This is a genomic window from Streptomyces griseorubiginosus, assembly GCF_017614965.1.
GTDB lineage: Bacteria > Actinomycetota > Actinomycetes > Streptomycetales > Streptomycetaceae > Streptomyces > Streptomyces griseorubiginosus_B.
In genome coordinates this window covers 1-17,240 of sequence record NZ_WVUG01000032.1, presented here as the reverse complement: position 1 = coordinate 17,240, position 17,240 = coordinate 1, and the positions used below count along the sequence as shown (strand labels likewise).

The following is a 17,240-nucleotide window of genomic DNA, read 5'->3' as shown; positions in this document are numbered from 1 at the left end:
CATGGATGATCTTCTCGCCGCCTTCTGGGCGTACGAACGGGCCCTGATGGCCAACGACCTGGCGGGCCTGGACCGCTGGTTCCTCGACGCGCCGGACACCCTGCGCGCCGAAGGGGACACCGTCTTGGTGGGCCACGCCGCGATCGCCGACTTCCGGCGCGGGCGGGGCGGGGCCCCGGCACGAGTGGTCGAGCGGGTGCACGTCGTGCGCCCGGCGCCGCGGGTCGCGGTCGTCACCGCCGAGACCCGGCGGCAGGACGGCACGCGCGGGCTGCAGACCCAGGTGTGGCAGCACACCGACGCCGGGTGGCGGATCGCCGCCGCGCACGTCAGCGCCGCAGCCGCACCCCGGCCGGACGACCGCCCCGATCCGGCGGTGTGGCGCGTGGCCGGTCCGCTGGTCGAGTCGAGCGGCCAGGGTCCGCTGGCACACGTCCGCACCGCCGTGAAGGACCTGTTCGCCGTGGCGGGACAGCGCATCGGTGCGGGAAACCCGGCCTGGCTGGCCGAAGCCCGCACCGAAGAGGCGCACGCGGACGCGGTACGACGCCTACTCGACGCGGGCGCCGAACTCACCGGCATCGCCCAGACCGACGAACTGGCCTTCAGCCTCGCCGGGACCAACGCGCACTACGGCACCCCCGTGAACCCCGCCGCCCCCGGCCGGATCACCGGCGGCTCCAGCAGCGGCCCGGCCGCCGCCGTCGCCCGCGGCTGGGCCGACCTGGGGCTGGCCACCGACACCGCCGGCTCGATCCGCGTCCCCGCCTCCTACTGCGGCCTGTACGGCTGGCGGCCCACGCACGCGGCCACACCCACCAGCGGCCTGCTGGCGCTTGCGCCCTCCTTCGACACCGCCGGCCTCCTGGCCCGCGATCCGCACCTCCTGCGCACCGCGGCCCAGGCGCTGCTGACCACCGACGAGCCCTCCACACCAGTGACCCAACTCCTGGTCGACAACGACATGGTGGCCCTCGCCGAACCCGAGGTGCGGTCCTCCTTCGAGGCGGCACGCCGTGTGTCGGCCCTGCCGGTGACCCGTGCGTCCACCGGGATCTCCGAGCAATTGGAGGGCTGGTTCGCCGCCTTCCGGACCGTGCAGGCGGCGGAGGCATGGGAGGGACACGGTGCCTGGATCACCGCGCACCCGGACGCGCTCGCCCCGGACGTGGCGGCGCGCTTCGACAACGGACGCCGGGTCACCCCGGCCCAACGCGCACAGGCAGAACAGGAGTTGACGGACGCGCGGAAGCTGCTGGACGCCGTCATCCCGCCGGGCACCGCCCTGTTGCTGCCCGCCACGAGCGGCCCCGCCCCGCTCACCGACGCACCGCCCGCCGACCTGGAGGCAGTGCGCGCCGCCACCCTGCGCCTGACCTGCCTCGCCTCACTGGCCGGCCTTCCGGCGGTCGTCGCCCCGCTGCTGCGGGTGCGCTCCCTGCCCGTGGGCCTGTGCACGCTGGGCGCCCGCGGCAGCGACCGTGCCCTGCTGGACTTCATCACCGAATGGAGGAGCCCCGCGCATGTCTGAGGTTCACGGTCTCATCGGGCCCAACTCCCGCAACGCCTGGCGTGTGGACGGGGGAGTGGTCACCCTGGCCCGCCCGCACCGCGCCCCGCACCCGGTCACCGTCGAGGCGCTGCCGCAGAGCGTGACCACCGACCTCGCGGCCACCGCGCTGATCGTCGTCGACATGCAGAACGACTTCTGCTCGCCCGACGGCTGGCTCGCCTCCATCGGCGTCGACGTGACCCCGGCCCGCGCCCCGATCCCCGTCATCGCCGACTTGCTGCCGCTCCTGCGCGCCGCCGACGTCCCCGTGATCTGGCTCAACTGGGGCAACCGCCCCGACCGGGCCAACCTCCCGCCCGGCGTCCTGCACGTCTACGACCCCGACGGCACCGGTGGCGGTATCGGGGCCCCGCTGCCGGGCGGCCGGGTCCTGGAGCAGGGCAGCCCCTCGGCCGCGATCGTCGAAGGGCTCGAGCCGGCGGACGGCGACCTCCACGTCGCCAAGTACCGGATGAGCGGCTTCCAGGACACCGAACTGGACAGCGTGCTGCGCAATCTGCGGGTCGACACCCTGCTCTTCGCCGGCGTCAACGCCGACCAGTGCGTCCTGGCCACCCTCATGGACGCCGCGAACCTCGGCTACGACATCCTCCTGCTGGAGGACGCGGTGGCCACCACCTCGCCCGCGTACTGCATGGACGCCACGCTCTACAACGTCCGCCAGTGCTTCGGCTTCACCCTCACCTCGCACGCCCTCCAGGAGGCCCTGAAGTGAACCTCCTCCAGCCCGGGCTGGGCCCGCTCGACGGTGACCACTACCTGCCCGCCGATCCCTCCCGGGTGCACTGGGGCCTGCTGCCCAACGCCACCGCAAAACCGGCGCTGACCGTCCGGACGGGCGAGACCGTCACCTTCGACACCGTCAGCCACGAGGGCATCCTGGAGGACCAGGGCCGCGACCCGGCCGCATTCTTCGGCGAAGCCGGCATCCCCCAGGACGGTTTGCTACACGATGCCGTGGAGTTGGCAGCTTCCTCACGCGAGCACGAGCCGTCACTGCACGGCCCGCATGTCGTCACCGGACCCGTGGCGGTCCAGGGCGCACGGCCGGGCGACGTCCTGGAGGTCGAGGTGCTGACCCTGCACCGTCGGGCGCCCTACGGAGTGATCAGCAACCGGCACGGCAAGGGAGCCCTCCCGGGCGAGTACCCGCTCACACCCCCGGGCGAGCCGTCGAGCCTGGTCGCGACCGTCGGCGAGGACGGCAGGGGACGGCTGCCGGTCGGCGACGGCCGCCAACTCGCCTTCCCGCTGCGGCCGTTCCTCGGGATCATGGGGGTGGCCCCGGCCACCGAGTCCCCGGTCCACTCCGTCCCACCCGGCCCGCACGGCGGGAACATCGATGTCCGCCACCTCGGCACCGGCGCCCGGCTCTTCCTGCCCGTCCAGGTCCCCGACGCCCTCTTCTACGCCGGCGACCCCCACTTCGCCCAAGGCGACGGCGAAGTCTCCCTCACCGCCTTCGAAGCCCCGTTGCGCGCCACCCTCCGCCTCACCGTCCACCGCGACGAGGCCACCCGCTCCCTGGCCGCCCGGCTGCGCGCCCCCTTCGCGGAGACCGCGACCGAGCACATCGTCCTCGGCCTCGACCGCGACCTCGACGAGGCCCTGCGCAACGCCGTACGTGACGCCCTCACGCTGCTCACGGAGCGGTTCGGCATCCCCGGGCCCGTCGGCCTGGCCTACCTCAGCGCGGCCGCGGACTTCCACGTCTCCCAGGTGGTCGACATCGTCAAAGGCGTCCACGGCCGCATCTCCAAGGCAGACCTGACCTGCTGACGGCTCGGCTCACCCGGGTCAAGGTGCCTGGGTGGGCTCGGCTGTCGGGTGCGGCAAGGCGAGTGCGTCAAGCAGACGTTCGGCCCCGACAGGGACGGACAGAGTCCGGCCGACGAGGTCGGCAGGGGTTTCGGGACGGGTGGGATTGACGCGTATGAGGTGTGCGTTGGGGAAGTGGCGGGTCAGTTGTTCGCCGGGCCATCGGATCACGCCAGGCGTGTTGAACCCGGCGCCGAGTTCCAGGACGACCAGGCGGGTGTCGGCGGACGCTGCTCCCAGCCAGTGCCGGAGGGCACGGCCCGCCGCGAGGTAGGGGGCGTCGACGAACTCGGGCCCGACACGGACGTTGATCTCGACATCCCGGCCGCAGTTCGGACAGCGGGGAAGGGCGCTCGGGTCCGCTATGGCACCGGTGGCCGGGTCGTATGCGGCGAGGAGCCGCGCGACGAGGGGGCGGCTGTCCCAGGTGGTGGAGGTGCAGGGAGTGGCGCACTGGTATCGGCCGTAGTCGCCCTGCGGTGTGAAGATCCGGTCGGGGGCGAAGCCGCCCCGGGCGAAGAGGGCATCCACGTTGGACGTCATCACCCAGTGTTCCTTGTCGCCGACGAGGGAGCGCAGACGCCGGTAGAGCGGGTTGGGGCCCGAGGAGAAGCGGATGTCGTCGATGTGGACGGCCCAGTATCCCCACAGCAGGGCGGGCGGCAGCGGGACGCCGACGAGGTAGCGGGAGCGCAGGCCCAGGCGGTGCAGGGCAGGGAAGAGCTCCTTGAAGCGGTCCTCGTCTCCGTAGTCGTATCCGGCGGCGGCGCTGAGCCCGGCCCCGGCGGTGATCAGGACACGGTCGGCCTCGGTGAGCCAGGTGCGTATCGTGTCGGCGGTGGTTGCCAACTCGAAGGCGGGGTCGTTCATCGGGGACTCGGTCCTTCGGTCAGGGCTTGGTGGTAGGCGGCGAGGTCGTGATCCGTGTACACGTTGAAGATCACGCGGTCGAACCGTTCCGGGTGCGCGTCGAGCCAGTCGGCCACGGAGTTCAGGGCGATGCGGGCGGCCGGTGTCCCGGGGTAGCCGAAGACACCTGTGCTGATGCCGCAGAACGCGACGCAGCGTATGGCGTCCACCTCGGCGGCGAGGTCGAGGCACGCGCGGTACGCGGACGCCAGTGCCCGCTCGTGGAGCGGGAGTACGGGACCGTCGACGATCGGGCCGACGGTGTGCAGGACGTAGCGGGCGGGCAGGTGGTAGCCCCGGGTGATCTTGGCCGTGCCGGTCGGCTCCGGGTGGGCTTGCAGGGACATGACGGTGTGGCAGTCGGCACGCAGGCGGGGGCCGGCGGCGGCGTGGATGGCGTTGTCGACGCACGGGTGCATCGGGGTGAAGCAGCCGAGCAGGGCGCTGTTGGCGGCGTTCACGATGGCGTCCGCGCCGAGGGTGGTGATGTCTCCCCGCCACAGTGCCGTCCGGTCGGCGGCCCGGTATGTGGTGTGGGGAAGTGTGTCGCGGAGTGTGGGCAGGGAGGTCGCGTCCACGGTGTCGCGCGCCAGACGTTCGCCGGCGAGCAGCGCGTCGAGTACCCGGGCGGTCCGGGTGGGCAGCGGGCCCGGTTCCCGCACTGTCAGCACGGCGCGCAGGAGTTGGCGGGCGGCCGCGTCGTCGAGCCGGTCGGCTGCACCGGGGCGCCACCCGGCCCGCACGGCAACCGGGTCGTGGCCCAGCAGGGCGAGTGCCTCGCGGACCAGATCGGCGTGCCGATCCCCTGGGGCGTGACCGACGTCGGACCGGAATGGCTCGTCGAGAGCAATGGCGGCCCTGTAGGCGGCGAGCGGCAGCGGGGTGGCGTACACGGTGAACCTCCGGGCGGGCGCACGTCGCCGTGGCCTCGCCCGGGGGCGGGCAGGAGCACGGCGGCGTGTCGAGCTTCGTGTGATGGGCGATGGACTCATGCCGGGCTTCGGCTCAGCCGGGCGTGAACGGGTCGTGCGCCACGTCGGCGTGTGTCAGGCCACTCGGCGCGTCTTGCGTCGCCGGTGCGGTCGGCCTCAGAACAGACCGTTGTCGTGGGGCAGTTGGGCCGGGATCGGGGTGATGACGTCCCAGTGCTCGACGATCTTGCCGCCCTGGACGCGGAAGAGGTCGTAGTACGCCACCGGGACGCCGAACTCGCCCTCGGACTGGAGCAGCACGAACTCGCCCTCGGCGATGACCTTGTGGACGGTCTTGTAGACGAGGTTCTTCCCCTGTTCCGCCCACTTCGCGGCTGCGGCGCCGAAGCCGTCGAGCCCGTCAGCGGCCTCCGGGTTGTGCTGGTGGTAGGTCTCGGTGGAGATGTAGTCGGTGAGCACCGAGTAGTCGGCGCCGACCAGGACCTTCTGCGCGAACTCGGCGACCAGGGCGCGGCTGGCCTCGGTCTCCTCGGGTGCGGTGACCTGGGAGGGGCCGTCGGTCTGCGAGCGGCCCGACGCCGTCTGCGGAACCAGAGGGGTCAGGGCGTCCCAGTGCTCGGCGAGCTTTCCGTCGGCATCGACGCGGAAGATGTCGAACGCGACCAGCGGCTCGGGGCCGAAGCCGTGATACGTCCCGTGCAGGGCGACCAGCTCGCCGTCGGCGATGACCCGGGCACCCTCGTACCGGAAGCCGTCCGGCAGGCCGGAGACAAGCTGACGCAGGGCCTCGGGGCCGTCGGCGGCCAGCGCGCTGTGCTGTGCGTAACCGGCAGCGACCCAGCGGTCCACCGCGCCCGGGTCCTTGTGGCCGAACAGCTCTCCGGCTGCGGCGAGGACGGTGTTCTTGTTGTTGCTCATGATGGATCTCCTCACAGGGACGGGTTGTGCACGGATGCGTCGCCACGGAGTCGGCTCCTCGCTTACGCGCTTACCGTTTTCTGACACGGGGTGGGACGTGGGACGTGCCGACACCGAAAACCTATTGCTGTGCAGCACGCGGAAGTGGATACGCTGACGACTGATGATGGTCAAAATCCGACATGATGCCGTCGGGGGAATCCCGACAGTCTTCTTCGCCCCGCCCGTCGGCACCCCCGCCGGTGTCGAGGTGCTGTCCCTCGCCGACCTCTGCCACCGCGTACCGGGCGAGCGGCTCACGGTCCCTCAGCGCCCGGACTTCCATCACCTGATCACGCTCGCCGGAGGAACCCTGCGGCACACGGTCGACTTCACCCCCTACTTCCTCGAAACCGGCTCATGGCTGTGGGTTCGCCCCGGCCAGGTTCAGCAGTGGGGCGACCTCACCGATGCGGAGGGCACGGTGATTCTGTTCCGCCAGGACTTCCTCGATCCGGCCACCAGCGCCGCAGCCCGCGTGGAAGACCCGCACGCACCGATCCTGCGCCGACCCCTTTCCGACGACTCCCGGGCCCTGCGACTGGCCGTCGACCACCTGGCCGCCGAGTTCCACGCACTCGGAGACCTGCCCCTGGAACTCCACACCGCCGCCCTGCGCCACCTGCTGGCCGTCCTCGTCCTGCGCCTGGCCCACCTCACCGCACCCATCGGCAGCCCAGCCCCCGAGCCCGACGCCACCTACCTGCGTTTCCGCGACGCGGTGGAAAGGGACTTCGCCCGTACCCGCCGGGTCGAGGACTACGCCGACGCGCTGGGCTACTCGGCCCGCACCCTCTCGCGCGCCACCCTCGCCTCCGCCGGACTCGGCGCCAAGGAGTTCATCGACCGCCGCGTCGTCCTCGAAGCCAAGCGCCTCCTGGCGCACAGCGATCAGACGGCCGCCCGGATCGCCGACCGCCTCGGCTTCTCCAGCGCGACCCACTTCAGCAAGTACTTTCACCAACGCACCGGACAGACTCCGATCACCTTCCGCGACACGGTCCGCGGGCACACCCCGCTCCAGCACGCTGAGTGAACAGGGATTCCTCGGCTCCGGATCCTGGGCACCCCGCGGGGACGCCCGGCGGGCACCACAGAGAAGCGGCGAGGTTGACACCTCTCTTATGCGAGTGGTTAATTACTTACATGGAAACCAGGATGCGTCAGCGGTCCACCGCCGAGGAGCGCCGGGCCACGGTCATGCGCACGGCGATCAAGACATTCGCCGAGCGCGGATACTACGGGACCTCGACGATGGACGTGGCCAAGGCCGCCGGCATCTCGCAGGGCTACCTGTACCGGCTCTTCAAGGACAAGGAGACGCTGTTCGCCGCCCTGGTCGACTACTGCTCCGACCGCCTTCGTGAGGGCGCCGCAGCAGCGGCCGCATCGGTGCAGAGCACCGACCCGGACGAGGTCCTCCGGGCGCTGACGGCATCGTACGGCGAGGTCATCGCCGACCGGGACGTGCTGATGATCCTCAAGCACGCGGAGTGCAGCGCGAGTGAGCCGGTCATCGGCGAGGCGGTCCGCACCTGCTACGCCAAGCAGGTCGAGTACGTCCGCGCCGTCTCCGGCGCCTCCGACGAGCAGATCCGCCGCTACTTCGCCGACGGCCTGCTCAGCAACGTCATGGTGGCGATCGACGCCGCCTCCGTCGACGCTCCCTGGGCGCGCACACTGCGCGCCTGAACCGCGTCAACTGGGCCGCTTCCGAGCGGCCCGTTTCTTTCACCCATTATGTAAGCGGTCAACCGCTTACAAAAGAGAGGTTGAGTCTCCTCATGTCGTCCCCCTCCCCGCGGCGCGGTACCGGGCTGCTATTGGCCCTGCTGGCGTTCGCCCAGTTCATCAGCGCCATCGACTACAACATCGTCTACGTCGCCCTTCCGGAGATCGGCCGCGAGGTCGGCTTCGACGTCCAGAACCTCCAGTGGGTCGTCAGCGGCTACGCCGTAGCGTTCGGAGGCTTCCTGCTGCTGGGCGGCCGGGCTGCCGACCTCCTCGGCCACCGCCGCATGTTCACCACCGCCCTCTCCCTGTACGGCCTGGCCTCCCTGGCCGGCGGACTCGCCGGTGACCCAGGACTGCTGGTGGCCGCACGTGCCGTGCAGGGCCTGGGTGGCGCGCTCCTACTGCCCGCCACGCTCTCCCTGATCGCCACCACCTTCACCGAGGGCGTCCAGCGCAACCGGGCTCTCGCCATCTGGGGCGGCGCCGGCGCCGTCGGTCTGGCGCTCGGCTCCCTGCTGGGCGGACTCCTGACCAACTACCTCGGGTGGGAAGCCGTCTTCTACGTCAACGTCCCCCTCGCCCTGGGCGCCGCCGCGGCCGCCTTCGCCATCATCCCCGCCGACGCTGCCCGCGAACGCGGCCGCGGCTTCGACCTGACCGGTGCGCTGACCGCGACCATCGGCTTCACCGCGCTCGTCTTCGGCGTCGTACAGGGCCCCGAGGCAGGCTGGACCTCCGCCGAGACCCTCATCGCCCTGTTCGGCGGCGCGCTGTTCATCGGAGTGTTCCTGCTCGTCGAGGCCCGCACCGCCCACCCGTTGATGCCGTTGCGCCTGTTCCGCAACCGCAGCCTGGTCGCCGCGATGGGCATCACCTTCGTCTTCATGGGCACCTTCGGCGCCCAGTACTACTTCTTCACCGTCTACCTGCAAAACGTCCGAGGCTACGGCGCCCTGGCCACCGGTCTGGCCTTCATCCCCGCCGCACTGGTCGGCATGGTCGGCACCAAGCTGAGCGAAAGGCTGCTCGGCAAGCTCGGCCCCCGTACCACGATCATCACCGGCCTGCTGGTCGGTGGCGCCGGCATGGCGGTCCTCGCCACGGCAATGTCCCCGACCGGCGGTTACCCGATCCTGCTGCCAGGCGTGATCCTGCTCAGCCTGGGCCAGGGCATCGCCTGGACCGCGATGTTCGTCGCGGCCACCAGCGGCGTCGACGCCCACCACCAGGGCATCGCCTCCGCCATGGCCTCGACCACCCAGCAGATCGGCTCCGCCGTGGGCCTGGCGATCCTGGTCGCCATCGCCAACGCGGGCGTCCACACCACCACCGGCCCGGATCTCGTCCCCGGCCTGCGCGCGGCGGGATTCACCGCCGCCGCCCTCACCCTCCTCGGCGTCGCGATCGCCCTCACCCTGCGCCGCCCCGCCCACATCACCGCCCCCGTCGCCACCAGCACGAGGAAGCGAACGGAATCCGATATCTCTGCCTGAGTCGAAGACGTCGCCGGTCGCCCCCGCTCACCCGCGAGGACGACCGGCGACGTCCGGCAACCGGCCACGACCGGACCGGCGTCACGGCCAAGGACGCCGGATTTGCCTGCCGACACTGAAGGGCTGGAATCAGCCGCTCCGGCTCGCCGAACCGTGGACGGTGTCGAGGGCGGCGCCGACTGGCTGACCAAACCGCGCTCACGGATCGCCTGTCGACAGCGATGTCGTGGCTGCGGCCGGTCGGCCGGTCGTACCGAGCAGGGGCCGCCGATGGCGTGGCACTCACGAGGCTTCGCGGGTGCCTGGCTGCTCGATGCCCAACTGCTCGATGACCGCGGCCATTGCGGTGGATCGGCTGCTGCACGCGGGCCCTCGAGGTGGTCCAATGTTCATGTTCATTCGAGCACCGGCGAGCCGACTCGCGCGGACTGGCGCAGGATCGTCGCAGGGGCCGAGACGGGAGGCGGGGTTGGGCGAGCACCTCGGCGCGTGGGTGAGGCGGTTGCGCCCGGCCGTAGACCCGGGGGAGCCCGCGAGCACTCCGGAAACGACCCGCCGTGCGATCGACCAGGTCGGTGAGGAGCCGGTCGCGTGGGCTGTCGCCGCGGCGGCCGACATCGTCCACGGCAGCGCTTTTCCGGATCTGGTCGGTGCCGGCCCACAAGGCCCGCAGGTCTTGCGTTCAAGCATCGAGTCGATCATCATCACGACGCTCCTCGCCATCGAGACCGACGGCCATCCACCGGCCCACATCCCGCCTGAGGCGGACGCACAGCTCGTGGACCTGGTTCGCCGCCGGGTCCCTCTCGACCTGCTCCTCACCCATCAGCGCCGGATCCACTCACAGCTGGCCGACCACTTCATGGGCGGCTGTCGCTCCCTGGTACCCCTTCCCGAACTCGCAGCGTCACTGGAGCACGTCTCTCGCGTGCTCTTCGAGTTCGCGGACGCGTTCGCCACCATCACCGCCGAGTCGTACGCCGCTGAGAACGAGCGGTTCATGAAAAGCACTGCCGCCGCGAGGTACGAGACGGTTCTGGCGCTGCTCGCAGGAGAGGGCTCCGTCGACTCGGCTTCTCGACAGCTGGCCTACCCCCTGACGAACGCGTATCACATCGGGCTGGTGCTGCATTCCGCGACCTTGCCGAGACATACCGTGGACGACCTGGAGCACGTGGCCCGGTCCCTGCTGCGCGGCATCGGTGCGAACGCTCAGCTGCTGGTGCCGGTGGATAGGACCGAGGCGTGGGCGTGGGGAGCATTCCGGGCGCGGCCACCGCGTGAAGAACTGCAACTGCCTGACGGATCCGACGTGATCGTGGGTGTGGCGTCCCCGCACCGAGGGGTTGACGGCTTCCGGACCACCCACGACGAAGCCCTCGACGCGACGCGAGTGGGGGCTTTCGGCGTGCAGTCGATGGGGTATGCGGGTGTCGTCCGGTACGACGAGGTCCGCTTGCTGTCGCTGCTGATCGCGGACCCTGACAAGGCCGCTCGCTTCGTTCGGGACGAGCTCGGAGCCCTGGGAGGGCATGCGGGTTCCGTCCTCCGCCAGACCGTGCTCACCTACCTCGACTGCCAGGGCAGTCCGCAGGAGGCTGCCAAGAAGCTGCAGGTCGCGAAGAACACGGTCATCTACCGGGTCAAGCGGGCCGAGGAGCTCCTCGGCCGCTCCGTCAGGGACTCCCAACTCGAACTGCACGCGGCACTGCGCCTGGCAGAGCTGCTGCCAGATCCGCGGGAGACCGGCCACTGACGGGCACTGGTCACAAATCCTGCGCGCGCCACGGCCGTCAGGCCTCGTCGTTCACCGGGATCCGGACTGATCGGCCTCTCTCGCGCCGGGTGACCCGCGGGTGGTGCATACGGGCCGCCGTTTTGGACCTGGGGCGCAACCGGTGTCGAAAGGTTGGCCGCCCAGACATAGGGAGGGGCGTCGCACGCGGACTTCAATCGGTGGCAGGACGACACGACCGGCCACCGCTTCGCCAGGTGAGCCGGCTAGGCAAGGAGGCCTCATGACGACTCTCGATGGCGTCACGACGTTCGGACAGCAGACGCAGAGCGAAGTACGCGAACGCCTTCTGGGGACCGCTCGCGACCTGCGACCGCTCCTGCGCGAGCATGCCGATGAAAGCGAGCGCAACCGCCGTCTCGCCGGGGAGACGGAGCGGGCCCTGCGCGAGTCCGGACTGTTCCAGGCCCTGACACCGCGCCAGTCGGGCGGGGCCGGGGGAGACGTCCGCACCCTCATCGAACTCTCGGCCGAACTCTCGCGGGGAGACTCCTCCGCGGGCTGGGTCGCCTTCATCGCCAACACCACCGCGTTCGGGATGGGGCTCTTCCCCGACGATGTACGCGAACTGGTGTACGGGCCGGACCCCCGCAACGTCGCGATCAGCCAGTTCGCCCCCGGCGGTTCCGCCGAGAAGGTCGACGGTGGCTACCGCATCAACGGCAAGTGGGGCTTTGCCTCGGGCTGCTACCAGGCCCAGTGGACGCTGAACGCGTTCCTGGTCCTCGACGCGGAGGGCCGGCCCTCGGAGGTGCGGTGGGCGCTGATGCCGCTGGCCGACATGCGGATCGAGGACACGTGGTACGTCGTCGGGATGGCGGGGACCGGCAGCAACACCCTCGTGGCAGAGGACCTCTTCGTCGAGGACCGGTGCACCCTGGACCTGGAGACGTTCATGGGCACGGCTGTCTTCCCGGTCTGGCACGAGGACGAGACCAGCTACCGGGCGTCGCTGAACTCTCTCGCCTGTCTCGGTCTGTGCGGTCCGCTGCTGGGCATGGCCGAGGCCGCCTGGGACTTCACGACGGAGAACCTCGAAAAGGGCCGGCCCATCAGCTACTGGGCCTACACCGACCGCCGGGACGCCCCCAGCTACCGCCTCGCCCTTGCCGACGCGCGGGTCGCGATCGATGCCGGCAGGATGCATCTGCTCCGCTCCGCCGACGAGATGGACGACGCCGCCCGCGAGGGCCGGGTCCTCGACACGGCTGCCCGGGCGCGCATCCGCGGCGACTCAGAGATCGCCACGCGCAACTTCCGTCAGGCAGTCACGCTCCTGCTCGACATCGTCGGCACGAGCAGCTTCGCCCAGTCCAACCCGATCCAGCGCGTCTGGCGGGATCTGACCGTCGCCAGCGGCCACGGCCTGAACAACCCCCTGCTGAACCGGGAGATCTACGGCCAGAGCCTCGTGGGCCGTGACACGGCGGAGGTCGGTTCGCTCTGAATCCGTCACGCGTGGCCCTGAGGGCCACCACGGCGCGACTCGACACGTCGAAAGGAAACTCCACCATGACGGCAGTCGTCATGCCTCCGCCCGCTCACCCCCCGATCCACCTGACCGCGGCGGAACGGGCGGAGTCCCTGCCGGCCGAGACCTTCAGGTCGGCGTTCCGTATGCACCCCTCCGGCGTCGCCGTGGTGACCGCCGACCCGGGCGGCCGGCCGGTCGCGATCACGGTCAGCTCACTGGCCTCCGTCAGCGCCGAACCACCGCTGATCGTCTTCTCCGTCTCCTCGAGGGCCTCCAGCAGCTCGGTCCTGCAGCAAGCCGACAGCACCGTTATCCACATGGTGGGCAGCGACCAGCTCTGGCTCGCGCGACTCGGGGCCACCAGCGGGGTCGACCGCTTCGCCGATACGAGTGCGTGGACGCGGCTGGCCACCGGCGAACCGGTCTTCACGGCAGCCCCCGCGTGGGTGCGAGGAAAGGTGGTCTCGCGTATCGAGGCCGGTGAGGCCTCCATCTTCGTCGTCCACGCGGTGTCGGCGTCCGTGCCGGAGGAGGCCGCCGAACCCGGGGCGGCCCCGCTCGTCTACCACTCCCGCTCCTGGCACCGGCTCGACGACCGCTCGAGGCTGACGTGACCCAGGCGGTCGAAGTCGCCGCACAGGCCCGACACCGACGCTGCTGATGCGGGGCAGGGCGGCATCCGTTGCCTCCGTGATCCAGTCGGGGGCCGGGTGCCGCCATCTCAGGGAGGTCACCGCCTGCTCGATCTGCGCGGCCCGGGTGTCCGCGGAGAACTCCACCGTAGGTGGTGCGGCTCGTTCATGACCGGCAGGTTCACTTCGGCCAGGGTCACCGCTCTGTGTGCGGGAGCGTGGCGGGGGCGTCCGTCGCCGGCTGGACGTGCCCTCAGGAAGCGGGGGGCCGGCCGGACCAGGCGGCGTGGAGGAGCCGGCCGAGCCCTTCCGCGGTGACCTCGCGGGGGTTGGCGTAGGGGTTGGCCAGCGTGACCTTGACGATGCGGTCGATGTCGCTCTCGGCCATGCCGAGTTCACGCAGGGATCGCGGTGCGCCCAGCCGGCCGGCGAGGTCCCACAGGTGCGTGGCGGGGTCGGCCGAGGTGCCGAGGGCGCGCCCGAGCGCGGTCACCGCCTTGGGCGCCGCTTCCTGGTTGTAGGCCAGCGCATGGGGGAGTACGACGGTGTGGGTGGGCGCGTGCGGCAGGTCGAGGGTGCCGCCGAGGGAGTGGCAGAGCTTGTGGTGCAGGGACATGGTGGTGGACCCGAGGCAGGCGCCGCACAGCCAGGCGCCGTACTGGGCACGGGCGCGGGCGTCGAGGTCGGTGCCGTCGGCGACCACGTCGGGGAGCGCGGCGGCCAGCGCACGTACGCCTTCCTCGGCCATCAGGTCGATGACGGGGGAGGCGTCCGGGGCGTACAGGGCCTCCACCGCGTGCGCGATCGCGTTCATGCCGCTGGTCACCGAGACGGCCGTCGGCAGGGCGAGGGTGAGCGCGGGGTCGTACAGCACCGACACGGGCAGGGCGCGCGGATCCCTGCCGGTACGTTTGACGCCGTCCTCGGTCAGGCCCCATACCGGGGTCATCTCGGACCCGGAGTAGGTCGTCGGTACGGCGATGACCGGCAGGCCGTACTTCAGGGCGACGACTTTCCCGAGGCCGATCGCCGAGCCGCCGCCGACGGCGACGCAGCCGTCCGCGTTCACCTCCTTCGCGCGCCGTTGGGCCTCGGCCGCCGACTCGGCGGGCACGTGCATCCGGGCGTGGGGGTGCAGGGCCACCGCTCGGCTGCCGAGACGGGCGGCGACGGCTTCGGCGAGTTCCCGCCGGCCGAGCGAGCACAGCACCATGACCCGTTCGAGTCCGGCCTGGTCGATCTCGTCCGCGAGCCGGTCAAGGGCGTCGATGCCCATCACCACGCGCATCGGGAGGGCCTGGTAGGTGAAGGCGGTCGGGGTGGTCACCGAGCGTCCTGCGGCGTCTCGGGCTCGAGGGTGATGTCGACCTCGGCCAGCCGGAACGGAGCGGTGACCCGGTACTGACGGGCCTTCTGCGCGTCGTCGACCTGCGCGAAGTCGACGACGAGGCTCTCCTTGACGGCGAAGACGGCGTCCGAGTCCAGATAGGGGCCGTCGGCGACGAAGATGTGCGTCGTCAGCGGCCGGTGTCCGTCGGCCTCGACGATGAAGTGGATGTGGGCCGGCCGGTACGGGTGCCGCCCGGTCGCGTCGAGCAGCACTCCCACCGGACCGTCGGTGGGAATGGGGTAGTGGCTCGGCACCACGGTACGGAACCACACCCGCCCATCGTCGTCGGTACGGAAGAGACCGCGTCCGTTGCCCGGCGGCTGTACGTCGGGCTGCTGCACGTCGTAGAAACCGTCCTCGGTGCATTGCCACACGTCGACGTTCGCGCCAGTCAGAGGGGTACCGTCCGCCGATGTGACCCGCAGCGACACGACGCAGGGCCTTTCGCCGCCCAGCAGATCGATGTTGTCCCCGCTTCCGCGCTGGGGGGACTCCACCATGTGGAAGGGCCCCAGGACCGTGCTCTCGGTGCCGCCGCCCTGCTCGTTCAGGGTCTCCACCAGCATGGAGACCCCCAGCACGTCGGAGAGCAGGATGAACTCCTGGCGGGTGGGGTCACATTTCTGCCCGACGGCGGTGAGGTAGTCCACGGCGTACTCCCACTCCGGGATCGTCGGGCGCAACTCGCGGACGTAGCCGTGCAGATGGCGGACGAGCCCTTGGAGGAGTTCACGCAGCCGGGGGTCCGGGGTGTCGCGGAAACTGTCCACGGCGGCGGCCGTGATGGCCTTCGCCGCCTCGTCGGTGCCGGACATGACCTACCTCCAGTGCTGGCGCGGGCGTTCAGAGAGAAACGCTAGGGAGGCGTCGGCCAGGGCGATATCCGCGCAGCGCGACCGACAGCCGAATCGCGCGACGTGTTCGGGCCGGCCGGGGGCACGGCCCACGATGGGCACAGTGGATCACCCCTTGTTGCGGGGGCTGGGCGGGGAGGACAATGGCGGCATGGGCCGCGCACCTTTGGCGAGCCACGTGCTGTGCCGTGATTCGGGCTTCGACGACTTCCGCGAACGCCTCAACGAGCTGTTCTACCCGGCGGACGTCACCCCGCTGTCGGGCGCCGACGGCCCCGGCGGCGAGTTGCGTGGCGCGCGCACCGAGCACATCACCATGGGCCTGATGACCTTCGGCCAGCGCACACGCGTCGATCCCGGTCGGACGCCCTCGCACTACCACGTCAACGTCGTGCTGCGAGGAGCCATCGAAGCGACAACGGGACACCAGGAGTTGGTAGCCACCGCCGGTGATGCCATGGTCTTCCCGCCGACACGCCAGCACAGGCTGATGAGCTGCGGTGCCGGTGCCCGCCATCTGGGGATCAAGATCGACCGGAGACTCGTCGAGGCCGAACTCCAGGCTTTGCTGGGCCGCCCCATCCAGGCTCCGTTGGACTTCGCGTTCGGCTTCGACCTCTCGTCCGCGCCCGGCCGCAGCTGGCGCAACACGTTGGACCTGCTGCTGGCCGAGTCCGACAGCACCGACGGGCTCATCGGCCGGCCCGCGGTCCAGCACCACTTGGAGCGCCTTGTCGTCAGCGGCCTGTTGCTGGCTCAGACCCACAACTACACGGAGGAGCTGCTGCGGCCCCAGCCTCCCGCCTACCCACGGACCGTACGAAAGGCTGTCGACCTCGTCGACGCCCACCCCGAATCACCCTTCACCCTCGGGGAGCTGGCCCAGGCTGCGGGCGTGAGCGCGCGCCGACTCCAGGAAGGGTTCAGGGAGCACCTCGGCGTGACGCCGATGACGTATCTGCGCAACGTCCGTCTGGACCGCGTTCACACCGACCTCCTCACGGGCGCCACCGGAGTCACCGAGGCGGCCGGGCGGTGGGGCTTCACCCACCTCAGCCGTTTCTCCGCCGCCTACCGCAGTCGCTTCGGCGTAGCGCCCTCCGAGACCCTGGCCGGGGCCGGCGGCCAGGACCGGGGTGAGAGGTGAGAGGCCGGTCGGGGATGGGCCCGCGCACCGTTGTCGAGACACGGCGCACGGGCCACGGTCGTACGGTGTCTGCCGGCTGCCGTACGACCAGGTGAGAGCTGCGCCCTTTCCGGGCGCAGGTCGTCATTCCTGCGTGGCAGGAAGCGGAAGAAGTCGGTGGAACGCCGGGACGGCGACGGCGGCGACCACGACGTGCATGACCATCAAGGCGACGACGGCGCCCCAACTGGTGCCGGCCTGGCTGTCGGAGACACCGACCATGATGTCCGGGATCAGACTGAGAAGCACGACGACGGGCACGAGGGTGCGCAGCAGGCGTGCGGGGCGCGCCGAACGGGCGCGAACGACCGCCCACGCGGCAGCGCCGATCAGCACACCGAACACGGTGAGGGGCGCGAAGGCGGACAGCTGCAGGGGCTGGAAATCGTGCGAGGCGCCCGCGGCGTGGGCCGTCGCGGCGACGACGGCGTTGAGGGCGACGGCGACGACCGCGGTGCCGATCAGGCCGCCGGTGACGAGGAGGCCGCTGGGG

The 17,240-nt window shown here is 70.9% G+C and carries 16 protein-coding genes; 10 read left to right on the top strand and 6 right to left on the bottom strand.

Going from position 1 to position 17,240, the window contains the following annotated elements:
• Nucleotide 1: 1 nt before the first annotated feature.
• Genes GRC12_RS09270 through GRC12_RS09260 form a run of 3 tightly spaced genes read left to right on the top strand, consistent with a single transcriptional unit; the run spans nucleotide 2 to nucleotide 3,352 of the window.
• Nucleotides 2-1,531 (top strand): amidase, encoded by a 1,530-nt coding sequence (locus tag GRC12_RS09270; RefSeq protein WP_208778706.1) that lies wholly within the window; start codon nucleotides 2-4, stop codon nucleotides 1,529-1,531.
• Nucleotides 1,524-2,288, top strand: coding sequence for a cysteine hydrolase family protein (locus GRC12_RS09265; protein WP_208778705.1), 765 nt, complete (start codon nucleotides 1,524-1,526; stop codon nucleotides 2,286-2,288). Before GRC12_RS09270 ends, GRC12_RS09265 begins: the two co-directional genes overlap by 8 nt.
• Nucleotides 2,285-3,352 (top strand): acetamidase/formamidase family protein, encoded by a 1,068-nt coding sequence (locus tag GRC12_RS09260; RefSeq protein WP_208778704.1) that lies wholly within the window; start codon nucleotides 2,285-2,287, stop codon nucleotides 3,350-3,352. Before GRC12_RS09265 ends, GRC12_RS09260 begins: the two co-directional genes overlap by 4 nt.
• Before the next feature lie 18 nt (nucleotides 3,353-3,370).
• Here the strand turns inward: GRC12_RS09260 and GRC12_RS09255 are convergent, their stop codons facing one another.
• From GRC12_RS09255 to GRC12_RS09245, 3 genes are all read right to left on the bottom strand, one after another.
• Complete coding sequence (locus tag GRC12_RS09255; RefSeq protein ID WP_208778703.1) at nucleotides 3,371-4,261, bottom strand: NAD-dependent protein deacetylase of SIR2 family; 891 nt, start codon at nucleotides 4,259-4,261, stop codon at nucleotides 3,371-3,373.
• Nucleotides 4,258-5,193, bottom strand: coding sequence for a protein-ADP-ribose hydrolase (locus GRC12_RS09250; RefSeq protein ID WP_208778702.1), 936 nt, complete (start codon nucleotides 5,191-5,193; stop codon nucleotides 4,258-4,260). Before GRC12_RS09250 ends, GRC12_RS09255 begins: the two co-directional genes overlap by 4 nt.
• Nucleotides 5,194-5,388: 195 nt before the next feature.
• Entirely contained in the window at nucleotides 5,389-6,150 is a 762-nt protein-coding gene (locus GRC12_RS09245; RefSeq protein WP_208778701.1) for a nuclear transport factor 2 family protein, read from the bottom strand.
• A 166-nt stretch (nucleotides 6,151-6,316) separates the two neighbouring features.
• Here GRC12_RS09245 and GRC12_RS09240 point away from each other — a divergent pair, with 166 nt between their 5' ends.
• The 6 genes from GRC12_RS09240 to GRC12_RS09215 all read left to right on the top strand — a co-directional run bounded on the left by GRC12_RS09240 (nucleotide 6,317) and on the right by GRC12_RS09215 (nucleotide 13,299).
• Nucleotides 6,317-7,225: a helix-turn-helix transcriptional regulator gene (locus tag GRC12_RS09240; protein WP_208778728.1), complete on the top strand. Its 909-nt coding sequence runs from the start codon at nucleotides 6,317-6,319 to the stop codon at nucleotides 7,223-7,225.
• 122 nt (nucleotides 7,226-7,347) lie between these two features.
• Complete coding sequence (locus GRC12_RS09235; RefSeq protein WP_244372485.1) at nucleotides 7,348-7,881, top strand: TetR/AcrR family transcriptional regulator; 534 nt, start codon at nucleotides 7,348-7,350, stop codon at nucleotides 7,879-7,881.
• A gap of 92 nt (nucleotides 7,882-7,973) precedes the next feature.
• Nucleotides 7,974-9,416 (top strand): MFS transporter, encoded by a 1,443-nt coding sequence (locus tag GRC12_RS09230; RefSeq protein ID WP_208778699.1) that lies wholly within the window; start codon nucleotides 7,974-7,976, stop codon nucleotides 9,414-9,416.
• Between the two features lie 328 nt (nucleotides 9,417-9,744).
• Nucleotides 9,745-11,172: a PucR family transcriptional regulator gene (locus tag GRC12_RS09225; protein ID WP_208778698.1), complete on the top strand. Its 1,428-nt coding sequence runs from the start codon at nucleotides 9,745-9,747 to the stop codon at nucleotides 11,170-11,172.
• 262 nt (nucleotides 11,173-11,434) lie between these two features.
• Nucleotides 11,435-12,658 carry an acyl-CoA dehydrogenase family protein gene (locus tag GRC12_RS09220; RefSeq protein WP_208778697.1) on the top strand — a complete coding sequence of 408 codons (1,224 nt, stop codon included), beginning with the start codon at nucleotides 11,435-11,437 and terminating at the stop codon, nucleotides 12,656-12,658.
• A gap of 65 nt (nucleotides 12,659-12,723) precedes the next feature.
• Nucleotides 12,724-13,299 (top strand): flavin reductase family protein, encoded by a 576-nt coding sequence (locus GRC12_RS09215; protein ID WP_208778696.1) that lies wholly within the window; start codon nucleotides 12,724-12,726, stop codon nucleotides 13,297-13,299.
• A gap of 271 nt (nucleotides 13,300-13,570) precedes the next feature.
• Here GRC12_RS09215 and GRC12_RS09210 read toward each other — a convergent pair whose 3' ends face one another.
• Together GRC12_RS09210 and GRC12_RS09205 are read right to left on the bottom strand one after the other, a co-directional pair.
• The gene (locus GRC12_RS09210; RefSeq protein WP_439959875.1) at nucleotides 13,571-14,644 is read right to left on the bottom strand and encodes a maleylacetate reductase; all 1,074 of its coding nucleotides are present in this window, start codon (nucleotides 14,642-14,644) and stop codon (nucleotides 13,571-13,573) included.
• Nucleotides 14,641-15,522, bottom strand: a complete 882-nt coding sequence (locus GRC12_RS09205; protein WP_208778695.1) for a dioxygenase family protein — start codon at nucleotides 15,520-15,522, stop codon at nucleotides 14,641-14,643. Before GRC12_RS09205 ends, GRC12_RS09210 begins: the two co-directional genes overlap by 4 nt.
• 190 nt (nucleotides 15,523-15,712) lie before the next feature.
• Between GRC12_RS09205 and GRC12_RS09200 the strand changes: the two genes are divergently transcribed.
• Entirely contained in the window at nucleotides 15,713-16,708 is a 996-nt protein-coding gene (locus GRC12_RS09200; protein ID WP_208778694.1) for an AraC family transcriptional regulator, read from the top strand.
• Between the two features lie 123 nt (nucleotides 16,709-16,831).
• Here GRC12_RS09200 and GRC12_RS09195 read toward each other — a convergent pair.
• The coding region (locus GRC12_RS09195; protein ID WP_208778693.1) for a DUF6069 family protein at nucleotides 16,832-17,240 on the bottom strand (409 nt) is incomplete at its 5' end.